Source organism: Acidovorax sp. GBBC 1281, assembly GCF_028473645.1.
Lineage (GTDB): Bacteria > Pseudomonadota > Gammaproteobacteria > Burkholderiales > Burkholderiaceae_C > Paracidovorax.
Map to the genome: position 1 here is coordinate 842,829 of NZ_CP097269.1, position 25,032 is coordinate 867,860.

Below are 25,032 nucleotides of genomic sequence, written 5' to 3' on the forward strand. Positions count from 1 at the left end.
AGGCCCGAGATGATCGCCGGCCGCGTTGGAGGGGGCGACAAGAAAAGTCTTGAACGCCAAAAAAGTCGCGCTATAATTGAGGGCTTAGGCGCTTTAGCTCAGTCGGTTAGAGCGATGGAATCATAATCCACAGGTCCGCGGTTCGAATCCGTGAAGCGCCACCAACACCAAAAACCCGTTGTGAGTCAAGCACTTACAGCGGGTTTTGTCTTTTCGGTGGGTCGGTGGTTGGTGAGACGGTCATGGCCCACAGGCTCCCGAACCTCTGCAAGTCGAGGCATGGTGTTTACTATCTTCGGACGTACAGCGATAGCAGAGAGACAAAGGTATCGCTGAGGACAAAGGACTTCAATACTGCGAAAATTTTGATGTCGCAGTACCACTTCTGGAAGTCCATGTCAATCAAGAAGTTTGAGGCGGATATCGCCAAAGGCATTTTCAAGACTGATGGGAGCCTCTCACAACCCCATGTTTGACGAATCCGAATAGGGAGGAGTGGGCGCCAGTAGCCGTTTGAGCGTGATGAGGCCCAGCAACGGTCTGCGCCTGGGTGCATGAGGGGCCTTGCAGGCCCGGTGGCTCAGGCTTTCACCGTTTGCAGGCGCACTTGTGCCTTGCCAGTGGCGGGCTTGAAGAAAGCATCCACGCCCCGATGCAGGAACCAGGCCAGTCGCTTCATGTTGTAGCAGGCGGCCATCATCGTCATCCCCACCGTGGCGCGCGCCTGTCCGATGGTGCGCACGAACTTGCCCCCCAGGTGGCGGATACCGGCGAACACGTGCTCCACCTTGGCTCGTTTCTTTGCGATGCGCTGGTTGCGCCCCTTCTGGCATTCGCTCTGTGGTCGGCCCGCCTGCGCACGGCGCTGCATCGCATCCACGAATCCCAGCACTTTCAGCATCTGGCACCTTTGGCGGCTCGGGTAGGCTTTGTCCGCATGCACTGCCCGCCCGGTGTTGTGCATGTCCAGCACCTCATCGAAGTGGTGCCCGTCGTGCTCGCTGGCCGTGCCCGTGGCGAGGCGGCGGATGAAGCCGTGCTTGAGGTCCACGCTCACGCTGAGCTTGTAGCCGAAGTGGCTTTTGCCGTGCTTCTTCGTGTGCGTGGCCTCCACATCCTTTTGCCTGCGTCGCGCTTGGCTCCAGTCCGGCTGCCCGCCTTGTGCCAGCGTTCGCCGCTCCTGCTGGCCGATGTGCTGTCGGGGCGCGGGCACCAGCGTGGCATCAATGGCTTGCCCGCCCCGGGCGATGTAGCCGTGGCGCTGCAGTTGGGCATCCACCCCCTGGAACAAGGCCGTTGCCCCGCCCACGCCAAGGCGCTCGCCAAAGCGCCAGATCGTGTTGCGGTCCGGCTGGCTTTGTTGCACAAATCGCGATGCTGATGCCCGTAGACTGACTGCGTGACAGAGACGAAGAACAGGCAGCGGAGCAAGTACCGCACGACGAACTGGAAGGCGTACAACGCGGCGCTGAAAGCGCGAGGCTCGTTGACGATGTGGCTAGTGTCCTGTCCCGTTAATTCGCAGGCACGATAGCTGCATGGTTTCGGGCCATCCTTGAGGTGCCGCCATGCCCAATGCAACGACCCGAACAGAAATTGCGCTTAGTGAAGTGGAGCGCGCGGAACTGACGTCCATGGCGCGATCACGTTCGCTGCCAGCGGCGTTGTCGCTCAGGGCGCGCATCGTGCTGACTTGCGAAGGCACAGATAAAGCCAGCACCGCGGTTGCGCAGGCTCTGGGGATCAGTCGTAGCACTGTCACCAAGTGGCGCGGGCGCTATGCGCGCCATCGCATTGCAGGGCTTTACGACGAGTTGCGCCCGGGTCGCCCCCGCACGGTAGATGACGAGCGTGTTGCTGAGTTGATTACCAAGACGTTGCACACCAAGCCTGCTGATGGGGGTACCCACTGGAGCACCCGCACGCTGGCCGCCGATACGGGCATCAGCAAGAGCACGGTGGCGCGCTATCTGCAGACCTTCAACCTCAAGCCGCACCGGGCCGACAGCTTCAAGCTGTCGACCGATCCGCTGTTCATCGAGAAGCTGCGCGACGTTGTGGGGCTGTACCTGAACCCACCTGACAACGCGCTGGTGCTGTGCGTGGACGAGAAGAGCCAATGCCAAGCTTTGGAGCGTACGCAGCCGATGCTGCCAATGGGGTTTGGCTATGTCGAAGGTGTCACGCACGACTACGTGCGCCACGGCACCACCACCTTGTTCGCGGCCCTGAACGTGATGAATGGCCAAGTGATCGCGCAGTGCCGGCCCCGGCATCGTCATCAAGAGTTCCTTGCCTTCCTGCGCGCCATCGACAAGGCAGTGCCCGACGAACTGGATGTGCACTGCATAGCTGATAACTACGCCAGCCACAAGCATCCAAAGGTGCGCGCTTGGTTGGCCGAGCGGCCTCGCTGGCACATGCACTTCGTTCCGACCTATTCAAGCTGGCTCAATCAGGTCGAGCGCTTCTTCTCGATCATCACCACGCGGGCAATCCGCCGTGGCTCGTTCACCAGCGTGAAGGATCTGATCAACAAGATCGACACATTCATCGCGAATTACAACCAGTCCTGCCAGCCGTTTACTTGGACAGCTACAGCAGACTCCATCCTCGAAAAACTCGCCAGACTATGCGGGCGAATTAACGGGACAGGACACTAGATGAGGGCATGCAGTGGTTTGGCACGCCGACCGGCAGGCGTGGACGCAGCCGAACCTTCTCGGACGCAGCAATCCAGTTCTGCCTGAGCATCAAGTGCCTGTTCGGCCAGCCCTTGCGACAGGCGCTGGGCATGGTGCAGAGCCTGCTGCGGCTGGCAAAGCTGGACTGGCCGGTACCTGACTTCAGCACTGTTTGCCGGCGCCAAAAGACCTTGCAGGTCGAACTGAGCTACCAGCGAACCAACTCGCCGCTGCAGTTGCTGGTGGACAGCACCGGCATCAAGTTCCTGGGCGAAGGAGAGTGAAAACGCAAGAAGCATGGTGCTGAATACCGGCGCGAATGGCGCAAGGTCCATCTGGGCATCGACGCGCAGACGCTGGAAATACGCGCCATCGAGGTGACCAGCAACGCCATTGGGGATGCGCCGATGTTGCCCGGGTTGCTGGCTCAGATTCCCACTGACGAATCCATCGAAAGCGTCAGTGCCGATGGCGCCTACGACACGCGCGCCTGCCTGGACGCCATTGCCGAGCGGCACGCGATGGCGGTGATCCCGCCCCGCAAGAACGCCAGCCATTGGAAGAAGTCGAGTCCGGGCTCGGCGCATCGTAATGAGGCCATTCGGGCGTGCCAGCGCCTGGGTCGCGGCATTTGGAAGAAGTGGAGCGGCTACCACCGGCGCAGCCTTGTGGAGACGAAGATGCACTGCTTCAAGCGACTGGGCGAACGGGTGATCGCGCGCACGTTCGACCGCCAGGTTGTGGAGCTGCATGTCCGCGTGGCCTTGCTCAATCGGTTCAGTCAGATCGGCCGTCCTCACACCGTGTCGGTGACTGCTGTGGCATAGGTCCGTCTGGGGTTGGGGTCATGCCGTCTGCAATTCGATTTGTGCAACAGCGCCATTGAGGATGATCTTCACATAACAGGAGATGATGCAGTAGATTTCATGGAAAAGTTCTTTGATAAATTTGATGTGGATTATCAGGAATTCGAGTTTCAAAGGTATTTCAACGGAGAAGGCTTCAATCCATTAAAGCTACTGTTATTGCCATTTCCCAGCTTCCGAAGAAAATTTCAAAATGAGGTTGAAAAGGTTCCATTAACCCTGGGTATGCTTGCAAAGGGTGTCGAGTTGAGAAAGTGGGATACTGAAAAAATTGAAGGGCGCACTGATTGACCATGCAAGGTGGTACGATCGGTGGCACGGTCTAGCACACTTTTTTAGACCGACCAGCTAGCCAAAACCGTTATAAATCAACGGGTTATAGGATTGGTGAAGCTTCTTCCGTGAAGCGCCACCAAACAAAAAAGGGGCTGCGTGCAAACGCAGCCCCTTTTGCTTTTTCGGCCCGCTGGCGGGCAAGGGATGGTGGGGATTTATGCTTCCCTCGTGCCCCATGGGCCCGGAGCCCGGCGGCCACGAAAGCCGCCGTCCGGTCACCCCATCGCGGCGGGCGCCACCGCCTCTGCCGGCCGCTCCAACGCCGCGCCATCGAACCGTTCCCGCGCACTGCGGATGTTCCGATGGTTCATTTCCGCCCACTGCAGCAACTGCGACAGCGGCGCCAGCACCGACTGCCCCAAAGCCGACAACCGGTACTCCACACTGGGCGGCTTGGTCGGAAAGACGTGCCGGGTCAGCAGGCCGTCGCGCTCCAGGGACCGCAGGGTCTGGGCCAGCATGCGCTTGGAGATGTCGGGCACGGCCCGTTGCAGTGCGCCGAAGCGCAAGGGGGCCGGGGCGAGCGTCAGCAGGATCAGCGTGGTCCATTTGTCGCCGATGTGGTCCAGCACGTCGCGCACCGGGCACTGGCCGAGGTCCAGACCTTCGGGGCGCTCGCGCATCCAGGCCTGGGTGGCAGCGAGGGCTTCAAGGGCCTCGGGGGCGGCCGGGGCAGGGGGGTGAGCGTCAGGTAACCAGGGCATGAAAAGCTGCCTTCTTGTGGAAGTTGGGGCGGTTCCTAATATAGACCTCCTCTCCAATCCATACCCAGAGGATCTTTGCAATGTCCACTTCTTCCCCCCGCCTGCTCGTCACCGGTGCCAATGGCCAGCTCGGCCGCTTCGTCATCCAGCAGCTTCTCACGCGGGTGCCGGCCTCGCAGATCGTGGCCTTGGTGCGCAATGTGGAGAAAAGCGCGTCCGTGCTGCCCGCAGGCATTGAGCTGCGCCAGGCGGACTACGGCGATGCGGCCTCATGGGATGCCGCGCTGCAGGGCATCGACCGCGTGCTGTTGATTTCTTCCAGCGAGGTCGGCAGCCGGGTCGCGCAGCATGGCAACGTGATCCACGCCGCGGCGCGGGCCCGTGTGCAGCTGATCGCCTACACCAGCCTGCTGCATGCGGACGTGTCCCCGCTGGGCCTGGCCCAGGAACATCGGGCGACCGAGGCGCTGCTCCAGGCATCGGGCGTGCCCTTCGTGCTGCTGCGCAACGGCTGGTACACCGAAAACAACCTGATGGGCATCGGCGATGCGCTGGGCCGCGGCGTGCTGGTGGGCGGCTCGGGCGAGGGGCGCATCGCCTCGGCGTCGCGCGCGGACTATGCAGCGGCAGCCGCCGCCGTGCTGGCCGCCACGGACAGCCCCGCAGGAAAGATCTATGAACTCGCGGGCGACGATGCCTACACGCGGGCTGAGCTGGCCCAGGAGGTGGCGCGGCAGGCTGGCAAGCCGCTGGTCTACCAGGACATGCCCGAGGCCGCGTACCGAGACTTGCTCGTGAGCGTCGGGTTGCCGGCCCCGCTGGCGGCCATGCTGGCGGACAGCGATGCGGGCGCCGCGCGTGGAGGTTTGTTCGACGACGCACGCCAGCTCAGCGCCCTGATCGGCCGGCCGACGACGCCCCTGGCGGCATCCGTCGCCGAGGCCTTGAAAGCCTGACGACCCCAAAAGACCCCAAAACCCTTTCGATCGCAAGGCCGAAGGTGTGCGTCAAGCCCCCGCTTGCGCCCCTTCGGCATTTGCATATGTGGTCAAAGTATTTGTATTTCGCATGCAAGGGCCTAATGATTTCACAAAACGCATGAAATCAAGCCCATGGAATTGCGCCAGCTCGAAGCCTTCGCCGCGGTGATGTCCACCGGCAGCGTGACCGCGGCCGCGCGCCTGCTGGACCGCTCGCAGCCCTCCGTCAGCCGCTCTCTGCAGGAACTGGAGGCCGAGATCGGCTATGCGCTCTTCGCCCGCGGCGGCCCGCGCGTCACGCCGACCGAGCAGGGCTTTTTGCTGTACGAGGACGTGGAGCGCGCACTCGGCGGCCTGCGGCAGATCCGCGATCGCGCCGCCGAGATCGCGCGCGGCGAAGCCCGGCCCCTGCGCCTGGCCGCCACCTCGGCGCTGGCCGTGGGCCTGCTTCCCCAGGCGCTGCGCCTGGCCGAGCCGCACACCGGCAGCGCCGCCATCCAGTTGCGCAGCACCTCGCCCGAAGAGGTGGTGCACGCCGTGCTCACGGGCGCGGTGCAATTGGGGGCCACCAGCCTGCCGCTGGAGCACCGTGGGCTGCAGGTGCACTGGATCGCCCAGACCGCCTGCATGGCCGTGCTGCCGCAGGACGACCCGCTGGCCGCCGAATCGGTCGTGCCGCTGGCGGCGCTGGCCGAGCGCCGCCTCATCACGCTGAGCAACCCGTTTCGCCTGCGGGGGCGCATCGACCGGGCACTGGCGCAGGTCGGCCGGCCGGGCCTGGCGCGCCGCGATGCCATCGAGACCAATTCGTCCGTCAACGCCCAGGCCGCCGTGCGCGCCGGGCTGGGCGTGGCCGTGCTGGAGCCGCTGACCGCGCTGGGCCTGCCCTGCGACGGCGTGGCCGTGCGGCCGCTGGACACCGACATTCCTTTTTTCTTCGGGGTCATCACGCCCCAGGCGCAGCCCGTCACGCCGCAGGTGCAGGCCGTGGCGGATGCGCTGCTGCAGGCGGCCCGGCCGCTGCCGGGCTTCGTGCAGCACGCCCCGCAAGCGCATGCCGCGCTGCTGCAGGCGCTCTACGGCGGCGATGCCGGCCCCACTGCTTCCGAGGTTTCCGAATGACGATTGCCACCCCTACCGATTCCACCCTTGCGCCCGCGCCCGCCGGGCTCGCCGCCCTGGAGGCGCGCCTGCGCCAGGACCTGCAATGGCTGGGCCTGCCCGCGCGGCGCTGGGTGCCGCCCCGGCTGACCGAGGCGAGCGAGCCGGTGCTGGACGTGGCCATCGTCGGCGGCGGCATGGCCGGGCTGGCGCTGGGCGCCTCGCTGGCGCACATGGGCGTGCAGGCACCGCTGTTCGACCGCGCGCCCGAGGGCTTCGAGGGCCCCTGGGCGACCACCGCGCGCATGGAGACGCTGCGCTCGCCCAAGGAGCTGACGGGGCCCGCGCTGGGCCTGCCGGCGCTCACCTTCCGCGCCTGGTTCGAATCGCAGTTCGGCCTGCCGGCCTGGGCGGCGCTGGACAAGATCCCGCGCCTGCAGTGGATGGATTACCTGCGCTGGTACCGCCGCGTGCTGGGCCTGGACGTGCGCAACCGCCAGCGCGTGCTGGCTGTGCATCCGCGCGCCGACGGCCTGGTGCGGATCGACCTGGCCGACGATGCCAACGGCGGCGCGCCCCACCACGTGCTGGCCCGCCATGCGGTGCTGGCCACGGGCCGCGACGGCCTGGGCGGCCCCTGGGTGCCCGACTGGGCGCGGGCGCTGCCGGCGGGCCGCTGGGCGCACTCGGCCGATGTGTGGGACGGCGCCGCGCTGCGTGGCCTGCGCGTGGCGGTGGTGGGCGGCGGGGCCTCGGCCATGGATTCGGCCGCCACGGCGCTGGAGGCCGGCGCCGCGCGCGTGGACCTGCTGGTGCGCCGCGCCGAGCTGCCGCGCGTGAACAAGGGCAAGGGCGCGGGCAACCCCGGCATGGCCCACGGCTTCTGGGCCCTGCCGGACGCGTGGAAGTGGCGCTTTCGCCATTACCTGAACGTGCAGCAGGTGCCGCCGCCGCACGGCAGCACGCTGCGCGTATCGCGCCACGCCAACGCGCACTTCCACCTGGGGGCCGGCGTGCACGGCGCGTCCGTGCGGCCCGATGGCGCGCTGCGCCTGGAGACCGCCAAGGGCCCGATCGCCGCGGACTTCGTGGTTTTTTGCACCGGCTTTCGCACCGACTGGGCGCTGCGCCCGGAGTTCGCCGCGTTCGCGCCGGCCGTGCGCCTGTGGCAGGACCGCTTCGCGCCGCCGGCCGGCGAGGACGATGCCGAACTGGCCGCCTCGCCCGACCTGGGGCCGCTGTTCGAGTTTCAGGAAAAGGCGCCCGGCGCCTGCCCGGGCCTGGACCGCGTGCACTGCTTCAACTACGGCGGTGCGCTGTCGCAGGGCGCGGGCGCGGGCGACATCCCGCAGATCAGCGATGGCGCCCAGCGCCTGGCGCGGGGCCTGGCCGCCCGCCTGCTGGCCGACGACGCCGCGCTGCACTACGCGGCCATGCAGCGCTACGAAGAACCCGAGCTGGACGGCGACGAATGGACGCCTGCGGCCTTCCCGGCCTATGGGCCCGAAGCCGCCGCGCCGGCCGCCAGCGCCCCGGCCCTCCCCGAAAGCGCCCCGGAGGTCACGCGATGATTGCTATGAAAATAATAGCTATATGCCCTAGTGGATATTGCACTGGAGGCCTTTTTGCCTTGAAGCGCTCGCGGCCGCCCGCGGCCCCGCGGCCATGACCGGCTGGCTGCTGCGCCGCCTGGGCCAGGCGCTGCTGGTGGTGCTGGCCATGACGGTGATCGTGTTCGTGGGCCTGCACGCCATCGGCAACCCGGTGGACATCCTGATCGGCGACGACATGAACCAGCAGGAGCGCCTGGCCGCCATCGCGCGGCTGGGGCTCGACCAGCCGCTGTGGCGCCAGTACCTGGCCTTCATCGACGGCGCGCTGCACGGCAGCCTGGGCAAGAGCTTCGTGTACCAGGAAGACGCCGTGCGCCTGATCCTGCAGCGCCTGCCTGCCACACTGGAGCTGGCCCTGGCCGCGCTGGTGCTGGCGGTGGTGCTGGGCGTGCCGCTGGGGCTTTATGCCGGCATGCGGCCGGACAGCGCGGTGTCCAAGGCGCTCATGGCGATCAGCATCGCGGGCTTTTCGCTGCCGGCGTTCTGGGTGGCGCTGATGCTCATCATGGTGTTCAGCGTGCAACTGGGGTGGATGCCCGCCAGCGGGCGAGGCGCCACGCGCGAGCTGTTCGGCGTGCCGTGGTCGTTCCTCACGCTCGATGGCCTGCAGCACCTGGCGCTGCCGGCGTTCAACCTGGCGCTGTTCAAGATCTCGCTGGTGCTGCGGCTCACGCGGGCCGGCGTGCGCGAGGTGCTGCCGCAGGACTTCGTGAAGTTCGCGCGCGCCAAGGGCCTGTCGCCCGCGCGGGTGATGGGCATGCACGTGCTGCGCAACACGCTGATCCCGCTGGTCACGGTGCTGGGCCTGGAGCTGGGCTCGACCATCGCCTATGCGGTGGTGACGGAGAGCATCTTCGCGTGGCCCGGTGCGGGCAAGCTGATCCTGGACAGCATCAACAGCCTGGACCGCCCCGTGGTGGTGGCCTACCTGATGGTGGTGGTCGTGATCTTCGTGACGCTCAACCTGGTGGTGGATGTGCTCTACCGCCTGCTGGACCCGCGCGCCCGGGTGGAGGGCGCGGCATGACGCAGCCTGTGGTTTCGCCCGACGCTCCCGTGGCGCGGGGCTTCGACGACCGTTCGATCTGGTACCGCGTGGCGGCGGATTTCCTGCGCTCGCGCACCGCGGCCGCCGCGCTGGCCGTGCTGGCGCTGGTGGTGATCGCGGCGCTGGCCGCGCCCTGGATCACGCCGCAGAACCCCTACGACCTGATGCAGCTCGACGTGCTGGATGCGCGCCTGAAGCCCGGCGCGGCCAACGCCGAGGGCACCTTCACCTACTGGCTGGGCACGGACGGGCAGGGGCGCGACCTGTACTCGGCCATCGTGTACGGCCTGCGCATCAGCCTGCTGGTGGGCGTGGGCTCGGCCGTGGTGGCGGCGGTGATCGGCACGCTGGTGGGGCTGCTCGCGGCCTACGCGGGCGGCAAGGTCGATGCGCTGCTGATGCGCGTGGTCGACCTATTGCTGTCGTTCCCGACCATCCTCATGGCGCTGATGATCCTGGCCTACGTGGGCAAGGGCGTGGGCAACGTGGTGCTCACGCTGGTGCTGCTGGAGTGGGCCTACTACGCCCGCACGGCGCGCGGCCAGGCGCTGGTGGAGGCGCGCCGCGAATACGTGGAGGCCGCGCGCGGCCAGGGCATTCCCGGCTGGCGCATCGTCACCGGGCACATCCTGCCCAATTGCCTGCCGCCGCTCTTGGTGATCGGCGCGCTGCAGGTGGCGCGCGCCATCACGCTGGAGGCCACGCTGTCGTTCCTGGGCCTGGGCGTGCCGATCACCGAGCCCTCGCTGGGCCTCCTGATCTCCAACGGCTACCAGTACCTGCTGTCCAACGAATACTGGATCAGCTTCTTTCCCGGCCTGGCGCTGCTGTTCACCATCGTCGCGATCAACCTCGTGGGCGACCAGCTGCGCGACGTGCTCAACCCGAGGCTGCAGAAATGATGGGCACCGCATCGTCTTCCCCGATCCCGGCGTCCGCTGCCGCGGTGCCCGCCGGCGTTCCCACGCTGGAGGTGCGCGATCTGCGCACACGCTTTCACACCCGCGCCGGCGTGCTGCCGGTGGTGGACGGCGTGTCGTTCACGCTCGGGCGCGGCAAGGTGCTGGGCCTGGTGGGCGAGTCGGGCTCGGGCAAATCCGTCACCGGCTTCTCGATCATGGGGCTGGTCGATCCGCCCGGCCGCGTGGAGGGCGGGCAGGTGCTGTTCCAGGGCCGCGACCTGACCACGCTGCCGGCCGCCGAGCGGCGCGCGCTGCAGGGCAACCGCATCGCCATGATCTTCCAGGACCCGATGGCCACGCTCAACCCGGTGCTGCGCGTGGACACGCAGATGATCGAGGCCGTCAAGGCCCACCGCCGCGCCACCACCGCCGAGGCCCGCGCCCTGTCGCGCGACACGCTGGCGCTGATGGGCATTCCCAGCCCCGACGACCGGCTGCGGGCCTACCCGCACCAGCTGTCGGGCGGCATGCGCCAGCGCGTGGCGATCGCCATCGCGCTGCTGCACGGGCCCGACCTCGTCATCGCCGACGAGCCGACCACGGCGCTGGACGTGACCATCCAGGCGCAGATCCTGTCCGAGGTGCAAAAGCTGGTGCGCGAGCGCGGCACCTCGCTGATCTGGATCAGCCACGACCTGTCGGTGGTGGCGGGCCTGGCCGACGAGATCGCCGTGATGTATGCCGGGCGCATCGTGGAGCACGGCACGGTGGACGACGTGCTCGACCACCCGCAGCACCCTTATACGCAGGGCCTGATCGGCAGCCTGCCCAGCGCCAACCGGCGCGGCGAGCGGCTGCGGCAGATTCCCGGCATGGCGCCGTCGCTGCTGCACATGCCGCCGGGCTGTGCCTTCGCGCCGCGCTGCCCACGCGCCAGCGCCGCCTGCGGCGTGCCGCCGGCCATCACGCACCCGCGCGCCCAGGCCCCGGCGCACGCGGTGCGGTGCTTCCACCCGGGCACCGGGGAGGGCGCGGCATGAGCGAGGTTCGCGACATTCTTTCGCCGCCAGGCCCTGGCGGCGCCAACCCGGCCACGGCCGCCGCCCCGCCGCTGGTGGAGCTGCGCGGCGTGGCCAAGCGCTTCGGCCAGCAGCCGCCGCCGGGCCCCGTGGGCCGGGCGCTGCGGCGCCTGGGCCTTTCCAAAGCGCCGGTCGTCACCCACGCGGTCGACGGTGTGGACCTGGCGGTGCACGCGGGCGAGGTCGTGGGGCTGGTGGGCGAGTCGGGCTGCGGCAAATCCACGCTGGGCCGCATCGCCGCCGGGCTGCTGCCGGCCACCGAGGGCGAGGTGCGGGTGGACGGGCGCCCGCTCGAAGGATTGAGCCACCGCGACCGGCTGGCCGCGCGGCTGCGCACGCAGATGGTGTTCCAGGACCCGTTCGCCAGCCTGAACCCGCGCCTGCGTGTCTCGCGCATCGTGGGCGAGGCGGCGCTGCTGCACGGCCTGACCGATGCCGCCGGGCTCGATGACTACGTGAGCGCCCAGCTGCGCCGCGCGGGGCTGGACCCGGCGCTGCGCCACCGCTACCCGCACCAGTTCAGCGGCGGCCAGCGCCAGCGCATCGGCATCGCCCGCGCGCTGGCGGTGCAGCCGGGCCTGCTGGTGTGCGACGAGGCCGTGGCGGCGCTGGACGTGTCGATCCAGGCGCAGATCCTCAATCTGTTCATGGACCTGCGCGACCAACTGGGCCTGACCTACCTCTTCATCAGCCACGACCTGGGCGTGGTGGAGCACGTGTGCGACCGCGTGGTGGTGATGTACCTGGGCCGCGTGGTCGAAAGCGCGCCGGTCGAGGAACTCTTCGCCCGGCCCAACCACCCCTACACGCAGGCGCTGCTGGCCGAGATCCCGAGCGTGGCCGCGCGGCGCACGCGCTTTTCGTCCATCCGCGGCGAGATCCCCAGCCCCATTTCGCCGCCCTCGGGCTGCCATTTCCACCCCCGGTGCCCGCAGGCCATGCCGCGCTGCGCCACCGAGGTGCCGCGGCTGCGCGGCATCGCCGTGCGGCACGAGAGCGCCTGCCATCTCAACGACGGCTGAGCGCTCACCGTCCAACGCCCGTTGCCCCCGCCGTATCCCGTTCGTTTTTTCCTGAAAGGCCCGCCATGACTTCCTTCCGCCTCGCCACCCTGGCCGCCGCCGCGCTGCTCGCCGGCACCGGCGCGCTCGCGCAGAACGGCAACACGCTGTCCATCGGCTTCGCCGACCCGGTGTCGTCGGTCGATCCGCAGCTCAACAACCACGCGGGCGACCGCTCGCTGGCGCTGCATTTCTGGGACTCGCTGGTCAACTCGCGCGACGGCGGCAAGTTGGAGCCGGGCCTGGCCGCCAGCTGGAAGACGCTGGACGACAAGACCTGGGAGTTCAAGCTGCGCACCGACGTGAAGTGGCAGGACGGCACGCCCTTCACCGCCGACGACATCGTGTTCTCGTTCCAGCGCGCGCGCAACGTGCCCGGCAGCGTGGCGTCCTATGCGGGCGCGCTGCGCACGGTCGAATCGACCACGGCCAAGGACGCGCACACCGTCATCGTCAAGACCAACACGCCCAATCCCATGCTGCCGCTGGAGATCGCCTCGATCTACATCGTGAGCAAGCACGTGGGCGAAAAATCGAAGACTGAGGACTACAACGCCGGCCGCGCCGTCGTGGGCACGGGGCCGTACAAATTCATCTCCTACGTGCCGGGCGACCGCACGGTGTTCGAGCGCAGCGCGAGCTACTACGGCACCAAGCCGCTGTGGGAAAAGGTGAACTACCGCTACATCAACAACGGCGCGGCGCGCACCGCCGCGCTGCTGGCGGGTGATGTGGACGTGATCGACAAGGTCGCCGTGACCGACGTGGAGAAGCTGCGCAAGACGCCCAGCGTGAGCGTGTACACCTACCCCGGCCTGCGCGCGCTGCTGCTGCAGCCCAGCTTCAAGGCCGGCGCCAACGAGTTCGTCACCGACAACGCGGGCAAGCCGCTCGCGCAGAACCCGCTGCGGGACGTGCGCGTGCGCCAGGCGCTGTCGCTGGCCATCAACCGCAAGGCCATCGTGGACCGCGTGCTGCAGGGCACGGTGACCGAGGCCAACCAGTGGATGCCCAAGGGCAGCTTCGGCTACAACCCCGAGGTCAAGGACATCCCCTACAACGTGGAGCAGGCCAAGAAGCTGCTGGCCGAGGCCGGCTTTCCGCAGGGCTTCCAGATCACCATCCACGTGCCCGGCGACCGCTACCCGCAGGCCCCCGAGACCGTGCAGGCCGTGGCCCAGTTCTGGAGCCGCGCGGGCGTGAAGACCAAGGTGGAGGTGCTGCCCTGGGCCTCGTACGCCAGCCGCGCCAACAAGAACGACTTCGCCGTCAGCGTGATCGCCTGGGGCAACGGCACGGGCGAGGCCGGCTACGGCCTGCTGCAGACGCTGGCCACCACCGACGCCCAGCGCGGGCGGGGCGCCAACAACTGGGGCCGCTACAGCAATGAAGCGGTGGACAAGGCGCTCGACGCCGCCACGGTGGAGTTCGACGCGCGCCGCCGCGAGGCCGTGTTCCGCCATGCCGCCAAGCTGGTCACCGACGACGTGGGCCAGATCCCGCTGTTCCACTACCAGAACATCTGGGCCGCCAAGAAGGGGCTGAAGGTCGAGCCGATCCTGAGCGACCGCACCACCGCCCTGCAAGTCACCCGCGTGGGCAAGTAAGGCGTGGCCGCGCTCACCATCACCCCCGCCGACGCGCTGATCGACGTGCCCCGGCGCATCGTGGCCACCGGGCTCGTGCCGGGCGAGACGGTCACGCTGCGCAGCCACACGCTGCGCGGGCCGGCCGTGGCCTGGCGCGCCGAAGCGGTCTTCCGCGCCGACGCCGATGGCACGGTGGACCTGTCGCGCGACGCACCGCTGTCGGGCAGCTACGCCGGCGTGTCGCCCATGGGTCTGGTGTGGTCGCAGGTGCCCGACGGCGGGCAGGCGCCGCGCGCGCTGTTCGCCAGCACCCCGGCCGCGCCGCTGGCCACCGAGGTCACCCTGGAGCGCGGCGCGCCGGGCGGGGCGCCGCTCCCGGGCCGCTTCGTGCAGCACCTGGTCGGCCCCGGCGTGGTGCGGCGCGAGCTTCGTGGCGGGGTGCGCGACGAGGGCCTGTCGGGCACGCTGTTCCTGCCGCCGGGCCCGGGCCCGCACCCGGCGGTGCTGGTGCTCAACGGCTCGGGCGGGGGCATCAACGAGCCGCGCGCCGCGCTGTACGCCTCGCACGGCTACGCGGCGCTGGCGCTGGGCTACTTCCAGTCGCCGGGGCGGCCCGACCACATCTCGGACACGCACCTCGAATACTTCGAGACCGCGCTCGCCTGGCTGCATCGCACGGTGCGCCCGCGCGGCGGCTTCGTCGCGCTGAGCGGGCAGTCGCGCGGCGGCGAGCTGGTGCTGCTGTTGGGCACGCTGTTCCCGGAGCAGGTCTCGGCCGTCATCGGCTACGTGCCGGGCGCGGTGGTGCACAGCGCGCAGAACGCCTGCAACCCCGCCAACGGCCCCGACAGCCGCAACGGCCCGGCGTGGATCTTCCGCGGCCAACCGCTGCCGCACCTGTGGGAGAACAACCGCACGGCCACCTGGGCGCCGTGGGACGAGGGACCCGAGCCGCGCCGCCATGCCAACGCGCTGCTCACCGCGCTGCAGGACGAGGAGGCCGTGGAGCGCGCCCGCATCCGCGTGGAGCGCATCCGCGGGCCGGTGCTGCTGCTGACCGCCGAGGACGACGGCTCCTGGCCCTCGTCGCGCTACGGCCGCATGGTCGTGGAGCGGCTCAAGGCCCATGCGCACCCGCACCCGGTGGCGCAGTACGACTACGCGGGCGCGGGGCATTCGATTTTGTTTCCCTACCTGCCCACCACGCAGACCGTGTACGCCCACCCGGTCTCGGGCCGGCTCAGCACCGGCGGCGGCGCGCCCGCGCCCAACGCCTGGGCGGACGAACACTCGTGGCGGCAAGTGCTATCATTTTTGAAGCAAGCCGCCCTAGAAAAATTTGTGCTGCAGCCCTGCGAACCCTTGAACCCCGGGGCGGCCGACGCGCCGCCGAAACGGAGCCGACCATGACCGATTCCCTCGCCCCCGACTGGGTGGACACCCTGGTGCCGCTGAACCCTGGCGACCCCGCGCACGTGGTGCGCCACCAGCGCGACAAGGTGGTGGCCGCCACCCAGGGCAGCTACGACAGCCTGTTCGATCCCGCGCTGGAGGGCCTGAGCCTGGCTGAGCGCCTGCTGGCGGCGCGGGCCGTCGCCACCCAGGCCGGCAGCACGCCGGCGGTGGCGCACTACACGGCGCGGCTGCAGGGCCTGGCCGACCTCACGCCCGCGCAGCGGGAGGCGGTGGCCTCGGGCTCGGCGGCCGCGGGGGATGCACGCCTGCAGGCCATCCTGCACTTTGCCGAACTGCTGGCCGCGCGGCCGGTGGAAGGCGACCGCGCGGCGCTGCTGCAGTTGCCCGCAGCGGGCTTGACCACCCCGGCGGTGGTGGCGCTGGCGCAGCTCATTGCGTTCGTGGCCTACCAGATGCGCGTGGTGGCCGGGTTGCAGGCTCTGGCGGCGCTTGGCGCGCTCCAGGCATCCGTACAGGCATCGGTCGGCGAACCCGCCCCGGCCGCCGCCCCGTTCGTGCACCCCGCCCACCTCCCGAAGCCCGGCGAGCCCGTGCGCGTGAACGGCTATACCAGCGAGACGCTGGAGTGGAAGGCCTGGTTGCCCGTGCTGGACCTGGAGCAGGCGTCGCCGGCGCAACTGGCGGTGCTGGAGGCCAGCCACCCCAAGGCCCGGACCAGCGACTATTACCGCGTGCTGGCGCACCAGCCGCGCATCCTGCAGGAGCGTTCGATCGTCTTCAACGCGATCATGTACGCGCCCGGCGGCCTGTCGCGCGCCGAGCGCGAACTGGCCAGCGCCGTGGCCTCGCGCGTGAACGGATGCGTGTACTGCGCTTCGGTGCATGCGCAGCGGTTCGAGCAACTGGCCAAGCGCAACGACGTCATCGTGCAGGTGTTCACCGACCCGCAGGGCGCGGGCACCACGTCACGCGAGCAGGCCATCGTGCAGGCCAGCATCGACCTCACGCGGTCCCCGGGCGCCTTCGGTGCCGAGCAGGTGCGACCGCTGCGCGCCGCCGGCCTGTCGGACCTGGAAATCCTCGATGCCGTGCACGCCGTGGCGATCTTCGCCTGGGCGAACCGGCTGATGCTCAACCTGGGCGAGCCGGTGTTTCCCGGCTGACCGCCGGGTGCGGCCGGGGCGCCCCTGGCCGTGGGGCGTCAGATCGCGCAGCCGTCCGGGCCGCAGGCCGGTGCGCCACCGCCACTGCCGGCCGCCGGCCACTGCGCCGGCCCGGCCTGCAGGCGCTGGCTCAGGTCCGCCGTCCAGGCTTCGGGCCGGCCGAGCCACGGACCGATGTCCAGCGTCTGCAGCGCGGCGCCCGGCCATTGCAGCGCCAGGGTGGGAAAGCCCTGGCCGCCCGCGCGGGCCAGCCATTGGCGGCTCTCCGCGAAATGCGCCAGCGTGGGGGCTCCCTGCCACTGGGCGAAGGCCGCGCGGAACGCCTGTGCATTCAGGCCGAGTTCCGCGGCCAGCGCCTGCAGCACGGCGGCGTCTGCCACGCGGCGGCCTTGTGCATAGTGCGCGTGCTGGACCCGGTGCGCCATCTCCAGTCCGTGGCCCCCCAGCGCCTGGGCGGCCAGGATGGCGGTGGTCGGCGGCTCCGAATCCATCATCGCCATCGGGTCGCGCAGCAGGCCGTCGAAATACGCCTCGCCGAAGGGCTGTCCGGTGAGCTGGGCGATGCGCCGGTCGTGCGGCACCACGTGGTCGCGCCACCGGGGCGTGATGGCGATGCGGTTGGGGCCGGCCAGCATGCCCCCGCCGTGCAGCGCGATTGCCAGGTCCGGCAGCTGCCGCGCAGCCTGCACCAGCGGCGCCGCGGCGTAGCACCAGCCGCACAGCGGGTCGAAGATGTAGTGCAGCACCGCGGACGGTGCGCCGGCGTTCATTGCGGCCATTTCATCTCGCCCTTCACGACCTTGGCGCCCAGCTCCAGGGAAGACGAGTCGCCCAGTTGCGGATAACGCTGCTTCATGGCGGCCACCAGCGCCGCCGCATCCTTGGCGCGGGCGGCCTCTTCCTCGAACGCCTGAACGTAGCCGCGGGTGAACGCCACCGAGGCCACGCTGCGCGGCTCGCGGCCACTGGCGTCCGGCAGGAAATGGCCGGGCACCACGACCTGCGGCTGCAGCGCGTCGATCTGGTCCAGGGTGGCGAGCCAGTCGCGGCGCGATTCGGGCGTTGGGGTGTCGGCCATCCAGACGTGGATGTTGGCCGCCACCGGCACGCCCCCGACCACCGCCTTCAGCGAGGGAAGCCAAGCCACCGTGCGGCCAGGCGTGGGGCCTTTCAGGCCGACCACCTGGATGGCATGGCCCTCCAGCACGAGGGTGTCGCCCTGCAGCGGCTCGGGCACAACCAGGGCCTTGGGGGCGTTGTCCTTGAGGATGGGTCCCCAGTGGGCGAGCTTGCCGTCCTTGGATGCCCGGATGCCGGCCACCGTCTGTGGCGTGGCGACGATCCGGGCCGCGGGGAAGGCCGCCTTGATGACATCCAGGCCGAAATAGAAATCGGGGTCCTTGTGGCTGATGTACACCGTGGTCAGCTTCTTGCCGCTGGCGCGGATCTTCTCCACCAGGGCCTGGGCATCGTCGCGCTGGAATTGCGCATCGATCAGCACCGCTTCGGTCTCGCCGGTGATCAGCTCCGACGACACCGGGAACAGGCTCTTGGCGCCGGGGTTGTACACGTGCAACTGCAGTGGGCCGGCGGCCAGCGCCGCGGCGGCGAGGCCGAGGCCGGCGGCGCCGGCGATCAGGGTGCGGAGGAATCGGAGGGGGCGGTGCATGGCGGGGCTCCTGGTGCGCAATGGACGAAGGGGAATGAGCGAACAGCGAATGGCCCGCATCGTAGGTTGCCTGGATCGGCCGAAAAACCCCCTACCATGCAATGATTTGTTGCATCGATCGATCGAATATGGACCGCCTCACCGCTGCCGAAGTCTTCGTGCGCATCGCAGAGCGCGGCAGCATGACCGCCGCCGCCGAATCGCTGGACATGTCGCGCGCCATGGTCACGCGCTACCTCGCGCAGATGGAGACGTGGGCCGGCGCCCGGCTCCTGCACCGCACCACCCGCCGCCTGGGCCTCACCGCGGCCGGCGAGCAGGCCCTGGCGCGCTGCCGGCGCATGCTGGAGCTGGCCGCCGAGATGGCGGCGCCGGTGGGCGAGGGGGCCGAGGTGCCGCGCGGCCTGCTGCGCATGGCCAGCTCGCAGTCGCTCGCGCAGGAGGTGCTGTCGCCCGCCGTGGCCGAGTTCCTGCGCCGCCATCCGCTGGTGGCCATCGATCTACACATCGATTCCCGGCCGGTCAACCTGGTGCAGGAGCGCATCGATCTGGCGGTGCGCATCAGCAACGACCTGGACCCGAATCTCATCGCCCGCACGCTGGGCGAGTGCGCATCCGTGGTGTGCGCTGCGCCCGCCTACCTGGCCGCGCACGGCACGCCGCGCCGCGCGCAGGACCTGGCGACCCACGACTGCCTCACGTATTCGTACTTCGGGCGCAGCCTGTGGGAGTTCACGCACCGGGGCGAGCGAATCGCGGTGCCGGTGGGCGGCAGCCTGAGCGCCAACGAATCGCAGGTGCTGCTGGCCGCCGCGCTGCACGGCGCGGGCGTGACGCTGCAACCCGTCTATGCCGCCGCGCCGCTGATCGCCCAGGGCCGGCTCGTGGCGCTGCTGCCGGGCCATGTGCCGCGCACGCTGGGCGTGCACGGCGTGTACGCCTCACGCCGGCAGGTGCCGCCGGCGCTGCGCGCGCTGCTGGACTTCCTGGTGGAGCGGTTCGCCGATCCGACGCACTGGCAGGCCGGGCCGTCCGCGCCGGCCGCCAAGGCCGCGGCGCGGGCGAAAAAAAACCGCTGAGGGCAGCGGCGGCGGTGGGCATCGCCGCAGCCCCGGGGCAGGGCCGCGGCGCTGGGCGCCTCACTGGTGGGTGAAGGTCGCCTTGCGCTTGTTCACGAAGGCGTCCATGCCTTCCTTCTGGTCGTGCGTGGCGAACAGTGCGTGGAACAGGCGGCGCTCGAACATCACGCCGTCCGACAGCCCGCCCTCGAACGCGCGGTTGACCGATTCCTTGGCGGCCATCACGGCAATCTGCGAGAAGTCGCTGATCTGCAGCGCGGCGCCCAGGGCCTCGTCCATCAATTGGGCGAAGGGCACGACGCGGCTGACCAGCCCGGCGCGCTCGGCCTCGGCGGCATCCATCATGCGGCCGGTGAGGGCCATGTCCATGGCCTTGGACTTGCCCACCGCGCGCGGCAGGCGCTGCGTGCCGCCAGCCCCGGGGATGACGCCCAGCTTGATCTCGGGCTGGCCGAACTTGGCGTTGTCGGCCGCGATGATGAAGTCGCACATCATGGCCAGCTCGCAGCCGCCGCCCAGGGCGAAGCCGCTCACCGCGGCGATCACCGGCTTGCGGATGGAGCGGATGCGCTCCCAGTTGCGCGTGATGTAGTCGCTCTTGTACGCATCGGCGAAGCTGTACTGCGCCATGGCGCCGATGTCCGCGCCCGCGGCGAAGGCCTTTTCGCTGCCGGTGACGATGACGCAGCCGATCTTCTCGTCGGCGTCGAAGGCCTGCAGCGCCTCGCCCAGCTCGTTCATGAGCTGGTCGTTCAGCGCGTTCAGTTGCTTGGGCCGGTTCAGCGTGATGACGCCGACCTTGTCCGCCTCGATGCGGACCTCGATGACTTCGTAGGCCAAGGGGTATCTCCGTTGCTCGTTGTGATCGGCAGACTATACCCAAGGGGCTCCGGAAAGCCTCTGCAAGCTTTCTCTATTGGCCCGCGCCGCCGTCCAGCCACCGGTTGGCCAGGGCCGCGTCGGCCACCGACAGGCCGATGGTGTCGACCTCGGCCTCGGCGCCCGCATGGGCCGTCGAGGGCAGTTCCAGCGGCAGCTCGAGCAGCCGCCGGTCCCGCGCCACCAGCGCCGTCACGCGGGGTTCCACGCCGGCGTAGAGCGGCACGTCGTCCAGCCGCTGCACGCGCCAGGCCTCGCCCTGCACCTCGATCCCCAGCCATTCGTCGCCGGCCGCGAAGCCCGCCTGCTCGGCCAGGCCGCCGCGCAGCACCACCTTGATCTGCAGGCCCTGGCCCTCCGCCACCCGCACGCCCAGGCGCTGGGCCAGCTGCGCCGGCTCGCCCTGCAGCGTCACGCCGTTGGCCGCCAGCAGCTCGGCCAGGGGCAGGTCGTCGGTGCCGTGCACCCACTGCGCGATCTCGGTGGCGAACGAGCGGCCCGCCAGCGCCTGGATCGCGTCGAGCAGGTCGGCTTCGGACATGGGGCCGGCGGCGCAGCGCTCCCACAGGGCGCGCATCACGTCGTCCAGCGTGGCCTGGCCTTCGCGGCGCAGCGCGAGGTCCAGGCACAGCGCCACCAGCGAGCCCTTGGTGTAGTAGCTCACCGTGCTGTTGGGCGTGTTCTCGTCCTGGCGGTAGTACTTGACCCAGGCTTCGAAGCTGGCCTGCGCCACCGACTGCACCTTGCGGCCGGGCGTCTGCAGCACCTGGTTGACGGTCTTGGCGAGCAGGCGCAGGTAGGTGGCGTTGTCGATCAGGCCCGCACGGCGCAGCAGCAGGTCGTCGTAGTAGCTCGTGAAGCCCTCGAAGAACCACAGCAGTCGCGTGTAGTTCTCCTGCGTGTAGTCGTACTGCGCGAACTCCGCCGGGCGCAGGCGCTTGACGTTCCAGGTGTGGAAGTGCTCGTGGCTCACCAGCCCGAGCAGCGTGTTGTAGCCCTCGGGCGCGCGTGCCTGGCCGATGCGCGGCAGGTCGCGCCGCCCGCAGATCAGGGCGGTGGAGTTGCGGTGCTCCAGGCCCCCGTAGCCGTCGTCCACCACGTTCAGCAGGAACAGGTAGTTCTGGTAGGGCGGCTTGCCGCTGCCGTGCCAGAAGCGGATGCCGGCCTCGCAGATGCGGCGCACGTCGGCCACGATGCGGTTGCCGTCGAATGAAGGCGCGGCGCCCGCGATCACCAGCCGGTGCGGCACGCCACAGGCCGTGAATCGGATGCTCCAGAACGGGCCCATCTCCACGGGGCAGTCCACCAGTTCGTCGTAGTGCTCGGCGCGGTAGGTGCCGAAGCCCGCGCGCGTGGTCTTCTCGGCGGCGAGCCCGGTGGCGACGGACCAGCGCGCCACGGCGGGCGTGCTCACGATTTCGAGGTCGTGTCGCGGGGCCTCCTGGCCGTGCACGCGCAGGCACAGGCTGGTGCCGTTGAAGAAACCGCGCGTGGCATCCAGAAAGGCGGTGCGCACCGAGGTGTCGTAGGCGCAGACTTCATACGTCAGCACCAGCGGGTGGTCGTTGCGGCACTGCACCTCCCAGCGGCACTTGTCCAACTGGGCGAGGGGCACGTCCTTGCCATCCTGCTGCGCGCGCAGGTTCTGCAGGTTCTTGGCGAATTCGCGCACCAGGTAGCTGCCGGGAATCCAGACCGGCAGCGACAGCGCCTGCTGGGCCGCGGGCCTGGCGACTGTCAGCGTCACGCTGAACAGGTGGGCGTGCAGTTGCGCGGGCTCGACACGGTAGTGGACGGCGGGGTGGGCGTGGCGAAGGACGGACATGGTGCGTGCGGCGCTGAAGGGTCGGGGAAGGCCCGGGCCGGCGCAGGGAAGTGGTCCGCGCCGCCCGGCGGTCAGGAGCGTGCGCCGCGGTGGCCGCCGCGCACGCCGGGGCTCAATTGCCGGAGCCGCCGGCGTCGGCCATGCGCTTTTCGACTTCCTGCGCGTTGATCGCGCCCGGCACGCGGGAGCCGTCGGCGAAGATGATCGTCGGCGTGCCGGTGATCTTGTGCTTCTTGCCGAAGGCCAGGTTGCGCTGCACGGCCGCGGTGTCGCAGCTGGCGGCGGGCGCCGGCTTGTCGCGCACCATCTGGTCCTGCCAGGCCACCACGCGGTCCTTGGCGCACCAGATGTTGCGGGACTTCTCGGCCGAATCGGGGCTCAGGATGGGGTACAGGAACATGTACACGGTGACGTTGTCCACGTTCTGCAGGTCCTTCTCGAAGCGCTTGCAGTAGCCGCAGTTGGGGTCCTCGAACACCGCGATCTTGCGCTTGCCGTTGCCGCGCACGATGGTGAAAGCATCCTTGAACGGCAGCGCGTCGAAGTCCACCGCGGTGAGCTTGTTGATGCGGTCTTCGGTCAGGTTGCGGCGGGCCTTGGTGTCGATCAGCTCGCCCTGGATCAGGTAGTTGCCCTTGGCATCGGTGTAGAACAGGTCGGTGCCGATGCGCACCTCGTACAGGCCCTGCATGGGCGTGCTGCGCACCTCGTCGATCTTCTCCAGCTGCGGAATGCGGTCGGACAGGGCCTTGCGGATGACCGTTTCCTGGGCGAACGCGCCGAGGGACAGGGTGAGCGCGGCGCCGGCCAGCAGGGAGGTGATCAGTTTCATGCGATTCTTTCGTTCTTCAACTCGTTGTTCATCAATGCGCCGCGGCGGTCGCCAGCGGCCCGCCTTGCGGCCCTTCGGTCCATCCCGTCAACGCAGGCCCATGGCCTGGCGCGTCACCCAATCCTTGAGCGGGCCGCTGCGCTCGAAGCCCTTCATGCCCCAGTTGCGCAGCGCCGTCAAAGGCCCTTCGCTGCGCGAGAAAAGCTGCTGCAGCCCGTCCATCGTCCAGCCCATCGGCAGCAGGGCCGCCTTGCGTTCGCGCTCGTACTGGCGCAGCAGCCGCAGATCGCCCACGCCGCGCCAGTAATCGCGCCCGTTCAGCACGCGGGCCAGCGCCTGCGCATCGCCCAGCCCCAGGTTCAGGCCCTGGCCGGCCAGCGGATGCACGTTGTGCGCCGCATCGCCTGCCAGCACCCAGCTGCGCGCGGCGCCCGGTTGGCCCGGCGCCGCCATGGGGCCGCACCAGCGGTCCGCGCGGGCCTGCTGCAGCGGCCAGGCCGTGCGGTCCGCGCTCAACTGCAGGGTGCCCAGCGTGTTCTGGCTGGCTTGCTGGATCTGCTGCTCGAATTCGGTGGGGTCCAGGGCCACCAGGCGCTGCGCCCGGTCCTGCGAGACTGACCAGACGACCGCGACGGAGTTCCCCGCGGCGCCGTCCAGCGGCAAAAAGGCCAGGATGCCGTCGGGCAGGAACCACTGCCGCGCCACCTGGCCGTGGGGCCGTTCGCACTGCAGCCGGGTGGCGACCGCGTGCTGCCCATACGGCATGGTGGCGAAGTCCACGCCGAATTCCTCGCGCGTGCGGCTGGCGCGGCCCTCGCACACCACGGTGAGCGCGGCGGGCACCGGGGCGTCCACCCATTCGGCCTGGGGCTGGAACCGCAGGGCATCGGCCAGGCGGGCCTCCAGCGCGGGCACGTCCACGATCCAGGCCAGCGCTTCGGTGCCCTGGCGTTCGGCATCGAACGTCACCTCGCCGCCCTGGTCGCCATGCACCTGCATCTGCCGCACCGCGGTGGCGTGGGCGGCATCGGGCCATCCGCGCACCGATTCGAGCAGCCCGCGCGAGGCGGCGTTCAAGGCATAGGCGCGCACATCGGCCGCCGGGGGGGCGGGCGTGCCGACCAGGGCCACGCGGAGCCGTTCGCGGGCCAGCAGCAGGGCCAGGGTGCGGCCCACGACGCCAGCGCCACGGATACATACATCAAAGGTTTGGGCCATGCCGGGCATTGTAGGAGCCGGCCAAGGCGGCACGGGCGGGCACAATCCCGCTTTCACCGATGGTTTTCGCGCCCGCGCCCCTGGAGCTTTTTCCCCGTGACTTTCCGCCCCGACCACGACCTTGCCGGCACCATCGCGCGCCTGTTCGTCCACCCCGTCAAATCCTGCGCCGGCATCGAAGTGCGCCAGGCGCTGCTCACCGACACCGGGCTGGACCTGGACCGCGCCTGGATGGTCGTGGACGCGGCCGGCCACTTCCTCACCCAGCGCACGCTGCCGCGCATGGCCCTGGTCCGGCCCCAGCTCAAGGTGCACGAAATGGTGCTGCGCGCCCCCGGCATGCTGGCGCTGCACGTGGCGATCGACCAGGTGGAAGGCCCCGCCACCGTGCAACTGTGGGACGACACGGTGCCCGCCTGGGACATGGGCCCGCTGGCCGCCCAGTGGTTCACCGACTTCCTGGGCCAGCCCTGCCGCATGGTGCGGTTCGACCCCGAGCACCGCCGGCTGTCCAGCCCGAAGTGGACCGACGGCCTGGAGGTGCCCAACCTCTTTTCCGACGGCTTCCCGCTGCTGCTGGCCAGCCAGGCGTCGCTGGACGGGCTGAACGAGCGGCTGCGGGCCGCCGGCCACGCGGCCGTGGGCATGGAGCGCTTTCGCCCCAACATCGTGGTCGATGGACTGCACGCGCACGACGAGGACCGCATCGACCGGCTCTACATCGGCACCGGGGAGGGCGAGGAAGTGCACCTGCAGCCCACCAAGCCCTGCGCGCGCTGCCCCATCCCGGACATCGACCCGGCCACCGCCGCCAGCAGCCCCGAGGTGAGCGACATGATGCGCACCTACCGCCACGACCGCCGGCTGGGCGGCGCCGTCACCTTCGGCATGAACGCCATCGTGCGCGAAGGCGCGGGCCGCATGCTGCGCGTGGGCCAGCCCGTCGCGGCCGATCTGCGCTTCGACTGAATCGCCCGTTCGAAAAGGG

20 protein-coding genes, 1 tRNA gene and 4 pseudogenes are annotated in these 25,032 nt (G+C 69.5%); 17 read left to right on the top strand and 8 right to left on the bottom strand.

Going from position 1 to position 25,032, the window contains the following annotated elements:
• The first annotated feature begins 87 nt into the window (after positions 1-87).
• Positions 88-164, top strand: a tRNA-Met gene (locus tag M5C96_RS03850).
• Positions 165-580: 416 nt separating this feature from the next.
• Here the strand turns inward: M5C96_RS03850 and M5C96_RS03855 are convergent.
• Positions 581-1,351 (bottom strand): annotated as a pseudogene (locus M5C96_RS03855) (IS5 family transposase); the annotation flags it as partial.
• A gap of 48 nt (positions 1,352-1,399) precedes the next feature.
• Here M5C96_RS03855 and M5C96_RS03860 point away from each other — a divergent pair.
• The 4 genes and pseudogenes from M5C96_RS03860 to M5C96_RS03875 all read left to right on the top strand — a co-directional run.
• A pseudogene (locus M5C96_RS03860) lies at positions 1,400-1,501 on the top strand (IS5/IS1182 family transposase); the annotation flags it as partial.
• Positions 1,502-1,568: 67 nt separating this feature from the next.
• Positions 1,569-2,663, top strand: a complete 1,095-nt coding sequence (locus tag M5C96_RS03865) for an IS630 family transposase (protein ID WP_272563777.1) — start codon at positions 1,569-1,571, stop codon at positions 2,661-2,663.
• Positions 2,660-3,511, top strand: a pseudogene (locus tag M5C96_RS03870) (IS5 family transposase); the annotation flags it as partial. The gene M5C96_RS03865 and the pseudogene M5C96_RS03870, both read left to right, overlap by 4 nt.
• 99 nt (positions 3,512-3,610) lie before the next feature.
• Complete coding sequence (locus M5C96_RS03875; RefSeq protein WP_272567304.1) at positions 3,611-3,841, top strand: DUF1493 family protein; 231 nt, start codon at positions 3,611-3,613, stop codon at positions 3,839-3,841.
• A 260-nt stretch (positions 3,842-4,101) separates the two neighbouring features.
• Here M5C96_RS03875 and M5C96_RS03880 read toward each other — a convergent pair whose 3' ends face one another.
• Positions 4,102-4,590 carry a winged helix-turn-helix transcriptional regulator gene (locus tag M5C96_RS03880; protein WP_336297880.1) on the bottom strand — a complete coding sequence of 163 codons (489 nt, stop codon included), beginning with the start codon at positions 4,588-4,590 and terminating at the stop codon, positions 4,102-4,104.
• 80 nt (positions 4,591-4,670) lie between these two features.
• Between M5C96_RS03880 and M5C96_RS03885 the strand changes: the two genes are divergently transcribed.
• The 10 genes from M5C96_RS03885 to M5C96_RS03930 all read left to right on the top strand — a co-directional run bounded on the left by M5C96_RS03885 (position 4,671) and on the right by M5C96_RS03930 (position 16,542).
• Positions 4,671-5,546 carry an SDR family oxidoreductase gene (locus tag M5C96_RS03885; RefSeq protein ID WP_272567306.1) on the top strand — a complete coding sequence of 292 codons (876 nt, stop codon included), beginning with the start codon at positions 4,671-4,673 and terminating at the stop codon, positions 5,544-5,546.
• A 156-nt stretch (positions 5,547-5,702) separates the two neighbouring features.
• Entirely contained in the window at positions 5,703-6,692 is a 990-nt protein-coding gene (locus tag M5C96_RS03890; protein ID WP_272567307.1) for a LysR family transcriptional regulator, read from the top strand.
• A complete protein-coding gene (locus M5C96_RS03895; RefSeq protein WP_272567308.1) occupies positions 6,689-8,242 on the top strand; it encodes a flavin-containing monooxygenase in 1,554 nt (517 codons plus the stop codon). The genes M5C96_RS03890 and M5C96_RS03895 overlap by 4 nt, the downstream gene beginning before the upstream one ends.
• Before the next feature lie 94 nt (positions 8,243-8,336).
• Positions 8,337-9,311 carry an ABC transporter permease gene (locus tag M5C96_RS03900; RefSeq protein WP_272567309.1) on the top strand — a complete coding sequence of 325 codons (975 nt, stop codon included), beginning with the start codon at positions 8,337-8,339 and terminating at the stop codon, positions 9,309-9,311.
• Positions 9,308-10,234 carry an ABC transporter permease gene (locus M5C96_RS03905; protein ID WP_272567310.1) on the top strand — a complete coding sequence of 309 codons (927 nt, stop codon included), beginning with the start codon at positions 9,308-9,310 and terminating at the stop codon, positions 10,232-10,234. Before M5C96_RS03900 ends, M5C96_RS03905 begins: the two co-directional genes overlap by 4 nt.
• Positions 10,234-11,274 (top strand): ABC transporter ATP-binding protein, encoded by a 1,041-nt coding sequence (locus M5C96_RS03910; protein WP_272569598.1) that lies wholly within the window; start codon positions 10,234-10,236, stop codon positions 11,272-11,274. The genes M5C96_RS03905 and M5C96_RS03910 overlap by 1 nt, the downstream gene beginning before the upstream one ends.
• Complete coding sequence (locus M5C96_RS03915; protein WP_272567311.1) at positions 11,271-12,335, top strand: ABC transporter ATP-binding protein; 1,065 nt, start codon at positions 11,271-11,273, stop codon at positions 12,333-12,335. The genes M5C96_RS03910 and M5C96_RS03915 overlap by 4 nt, the downstream gene beginning before the upstream one ends.
• A gap of 65 nt (positions 12,336-12,400) precedes the next feature.
• Positions 12,401-13,981, top strand: a complete 1,581-nt coding sequence (locus tag M5C96_RS03920; RefSeq protein ID WP_272567312.1) for an ABC transporter substrate-binding protein — start codon at positions 12,401-12,403, stop codon at positions 13,979-13,981.
• Positions 13,982-13,984: 3 nt separating this feature from the next.
• The gene (locus M5C96_RS03925; protein ID WP_272567313.1) at positions 13,985-15,373 is read left to right on the top strand and encodes an acyl-CoA thioesterase/bile acid-CoA:amino acid N-acyltransferase family protein; all 1,389 of its coding nucleotides are present in this window, start codon (positions 13,985-13,987) and stop codon (positions 15,371-15,373) included.
• Positions 15,370-16,542 (top strand): CMD domain-containing protein, encoded by a 1,173-nt coding sequence (locus M5C96_RS03930; protein ID WP_272567314.1) that lies wholly within the window; start codon positions 15,370-15,372, stop codon positions 16,540-16,542. Before M5C96_RS03925 ends, M5C96_RS03930 begins: the two co-directional genes overlap by 4 nt.
• 38 nt (positions 16,543-16,580) lie before the next feature.
• Here M5C96_RS03930 and M5C96_RS03935 read toward each other — a convergent pair whose 3' ends face one another.
• Positions 16,581-17,321 (bottom strand): DsbA family protein, encoded by a 741-nt coding sequence (locus M5C96_RS03935; protein WP_272567315.1) that lies wholly within the window; start codon positions 17,319-17,321, stop codon positions 16,581-16,583.
• Positions 17,315-18,211 (bottom strand): annotated as a pseudogene (locus M5C96_RS03940) (MBL fold metallo-hydrolase); the annotation flags it as partial. The pseudogene M5C96_RS03940 and the gene M5C96_RS03935, both read right to left, overlap by 7 nt.
• 128 nt (positions 18,212-18,339) lie before the next feature.
• On the opposite strand from M5C96_RS03940, the gene M5C96_RS03945 reads away from it, so the two are divergent.
• A complete protein-coding gene (locus M5C96_RS03945) occupies positions 18,340-19,290 on the top strand; it encodes a LysR family transcriptional regulator (protein WP_272567319.1) in 951 nt (316 codons plus the stop codon).
• 60 nt (positions 19,291-19,350) lie between these two features.
• Here M5C96_RS03945 and M5C96_RS03950 read toward each other — a convergent pair whose 3' ends face one another.
• The 4 genes from M5C96_RS03950 to M5C96_RS03965 all read right to left on the bottom strand — a co-directional run bounded on the left by M5C96_RS03950 (position 19,351) and on the right by M5C96_RS03965 (position 24,044).
• Positions 19,351-20,130: an enoyl-CoA hydratase gene (locus M5C96_RS03950; protein ID WP_272567321.1), complete on the bottom strand. Its 780-nt coding sequence runs from the start codon at positions 20,128-20,130 to the stop codon at positions 19,351-19,353.
• 73 nt (positions 20,131-20,203) lie between these two features.
• Positions 20,204-21,994, bottom strand: coding sequence for a M61 family metallopeptidase (locus tag M5C96_RS03955; RefSeq protein ID WP_272567322.1), 1,791 nt, complete (start codon positions 21,992-21,994; stop codon positions 20,204-20,206).
• Between the two features lie 112 nt (positions 21,995-22,106).
• Positions 22,107-22,826 carry a DsbC family protein gene (locus M5C96_RS03960; protein WP_272567323.1) on the bottom strand — a complete coding sequence of 240 codons (720 nt, stop codon included), beginning with the start codon at positions 22,824-22,826 and terminating at the stop codon, positions 22,107-22,109.
• Between the two features lie 87 nt (positions 22,827-22,913).
• Positions 22,914-24,044 carry an FAD-dependent monooxygenase gene (locus M5C96_RS03965; protein ID WP_272567324.1) on the bottom strand — a complete coding sequence of 377 codons (1,131 nt, stop codon included), beginning with the start codon at positions 24,042-24,044 and terminating at the stop codon, positions 22,914-22,916.
• Positions 24,045-24,140: 96 nt separating this feature from the next.
• Here M5C96_RS03965 and M5C96_RS03970 point away from each other — a divergent pair, with 96 nt between their 5' ends.
• The gene (locus M5C96_RS03970; protein ID WP_272567326.1) at positions 24,141-25,013 is read left to right on the top strand and encodes an MOSC domain-containing protein; all 873 of its coding nucleotides are present in this window, start codon (positions 24,141-24,143) and stop codon (positions 25,011-25,013) included.
• Positions 25,014-25,032 lie beyond the last annotated feature (19 nt).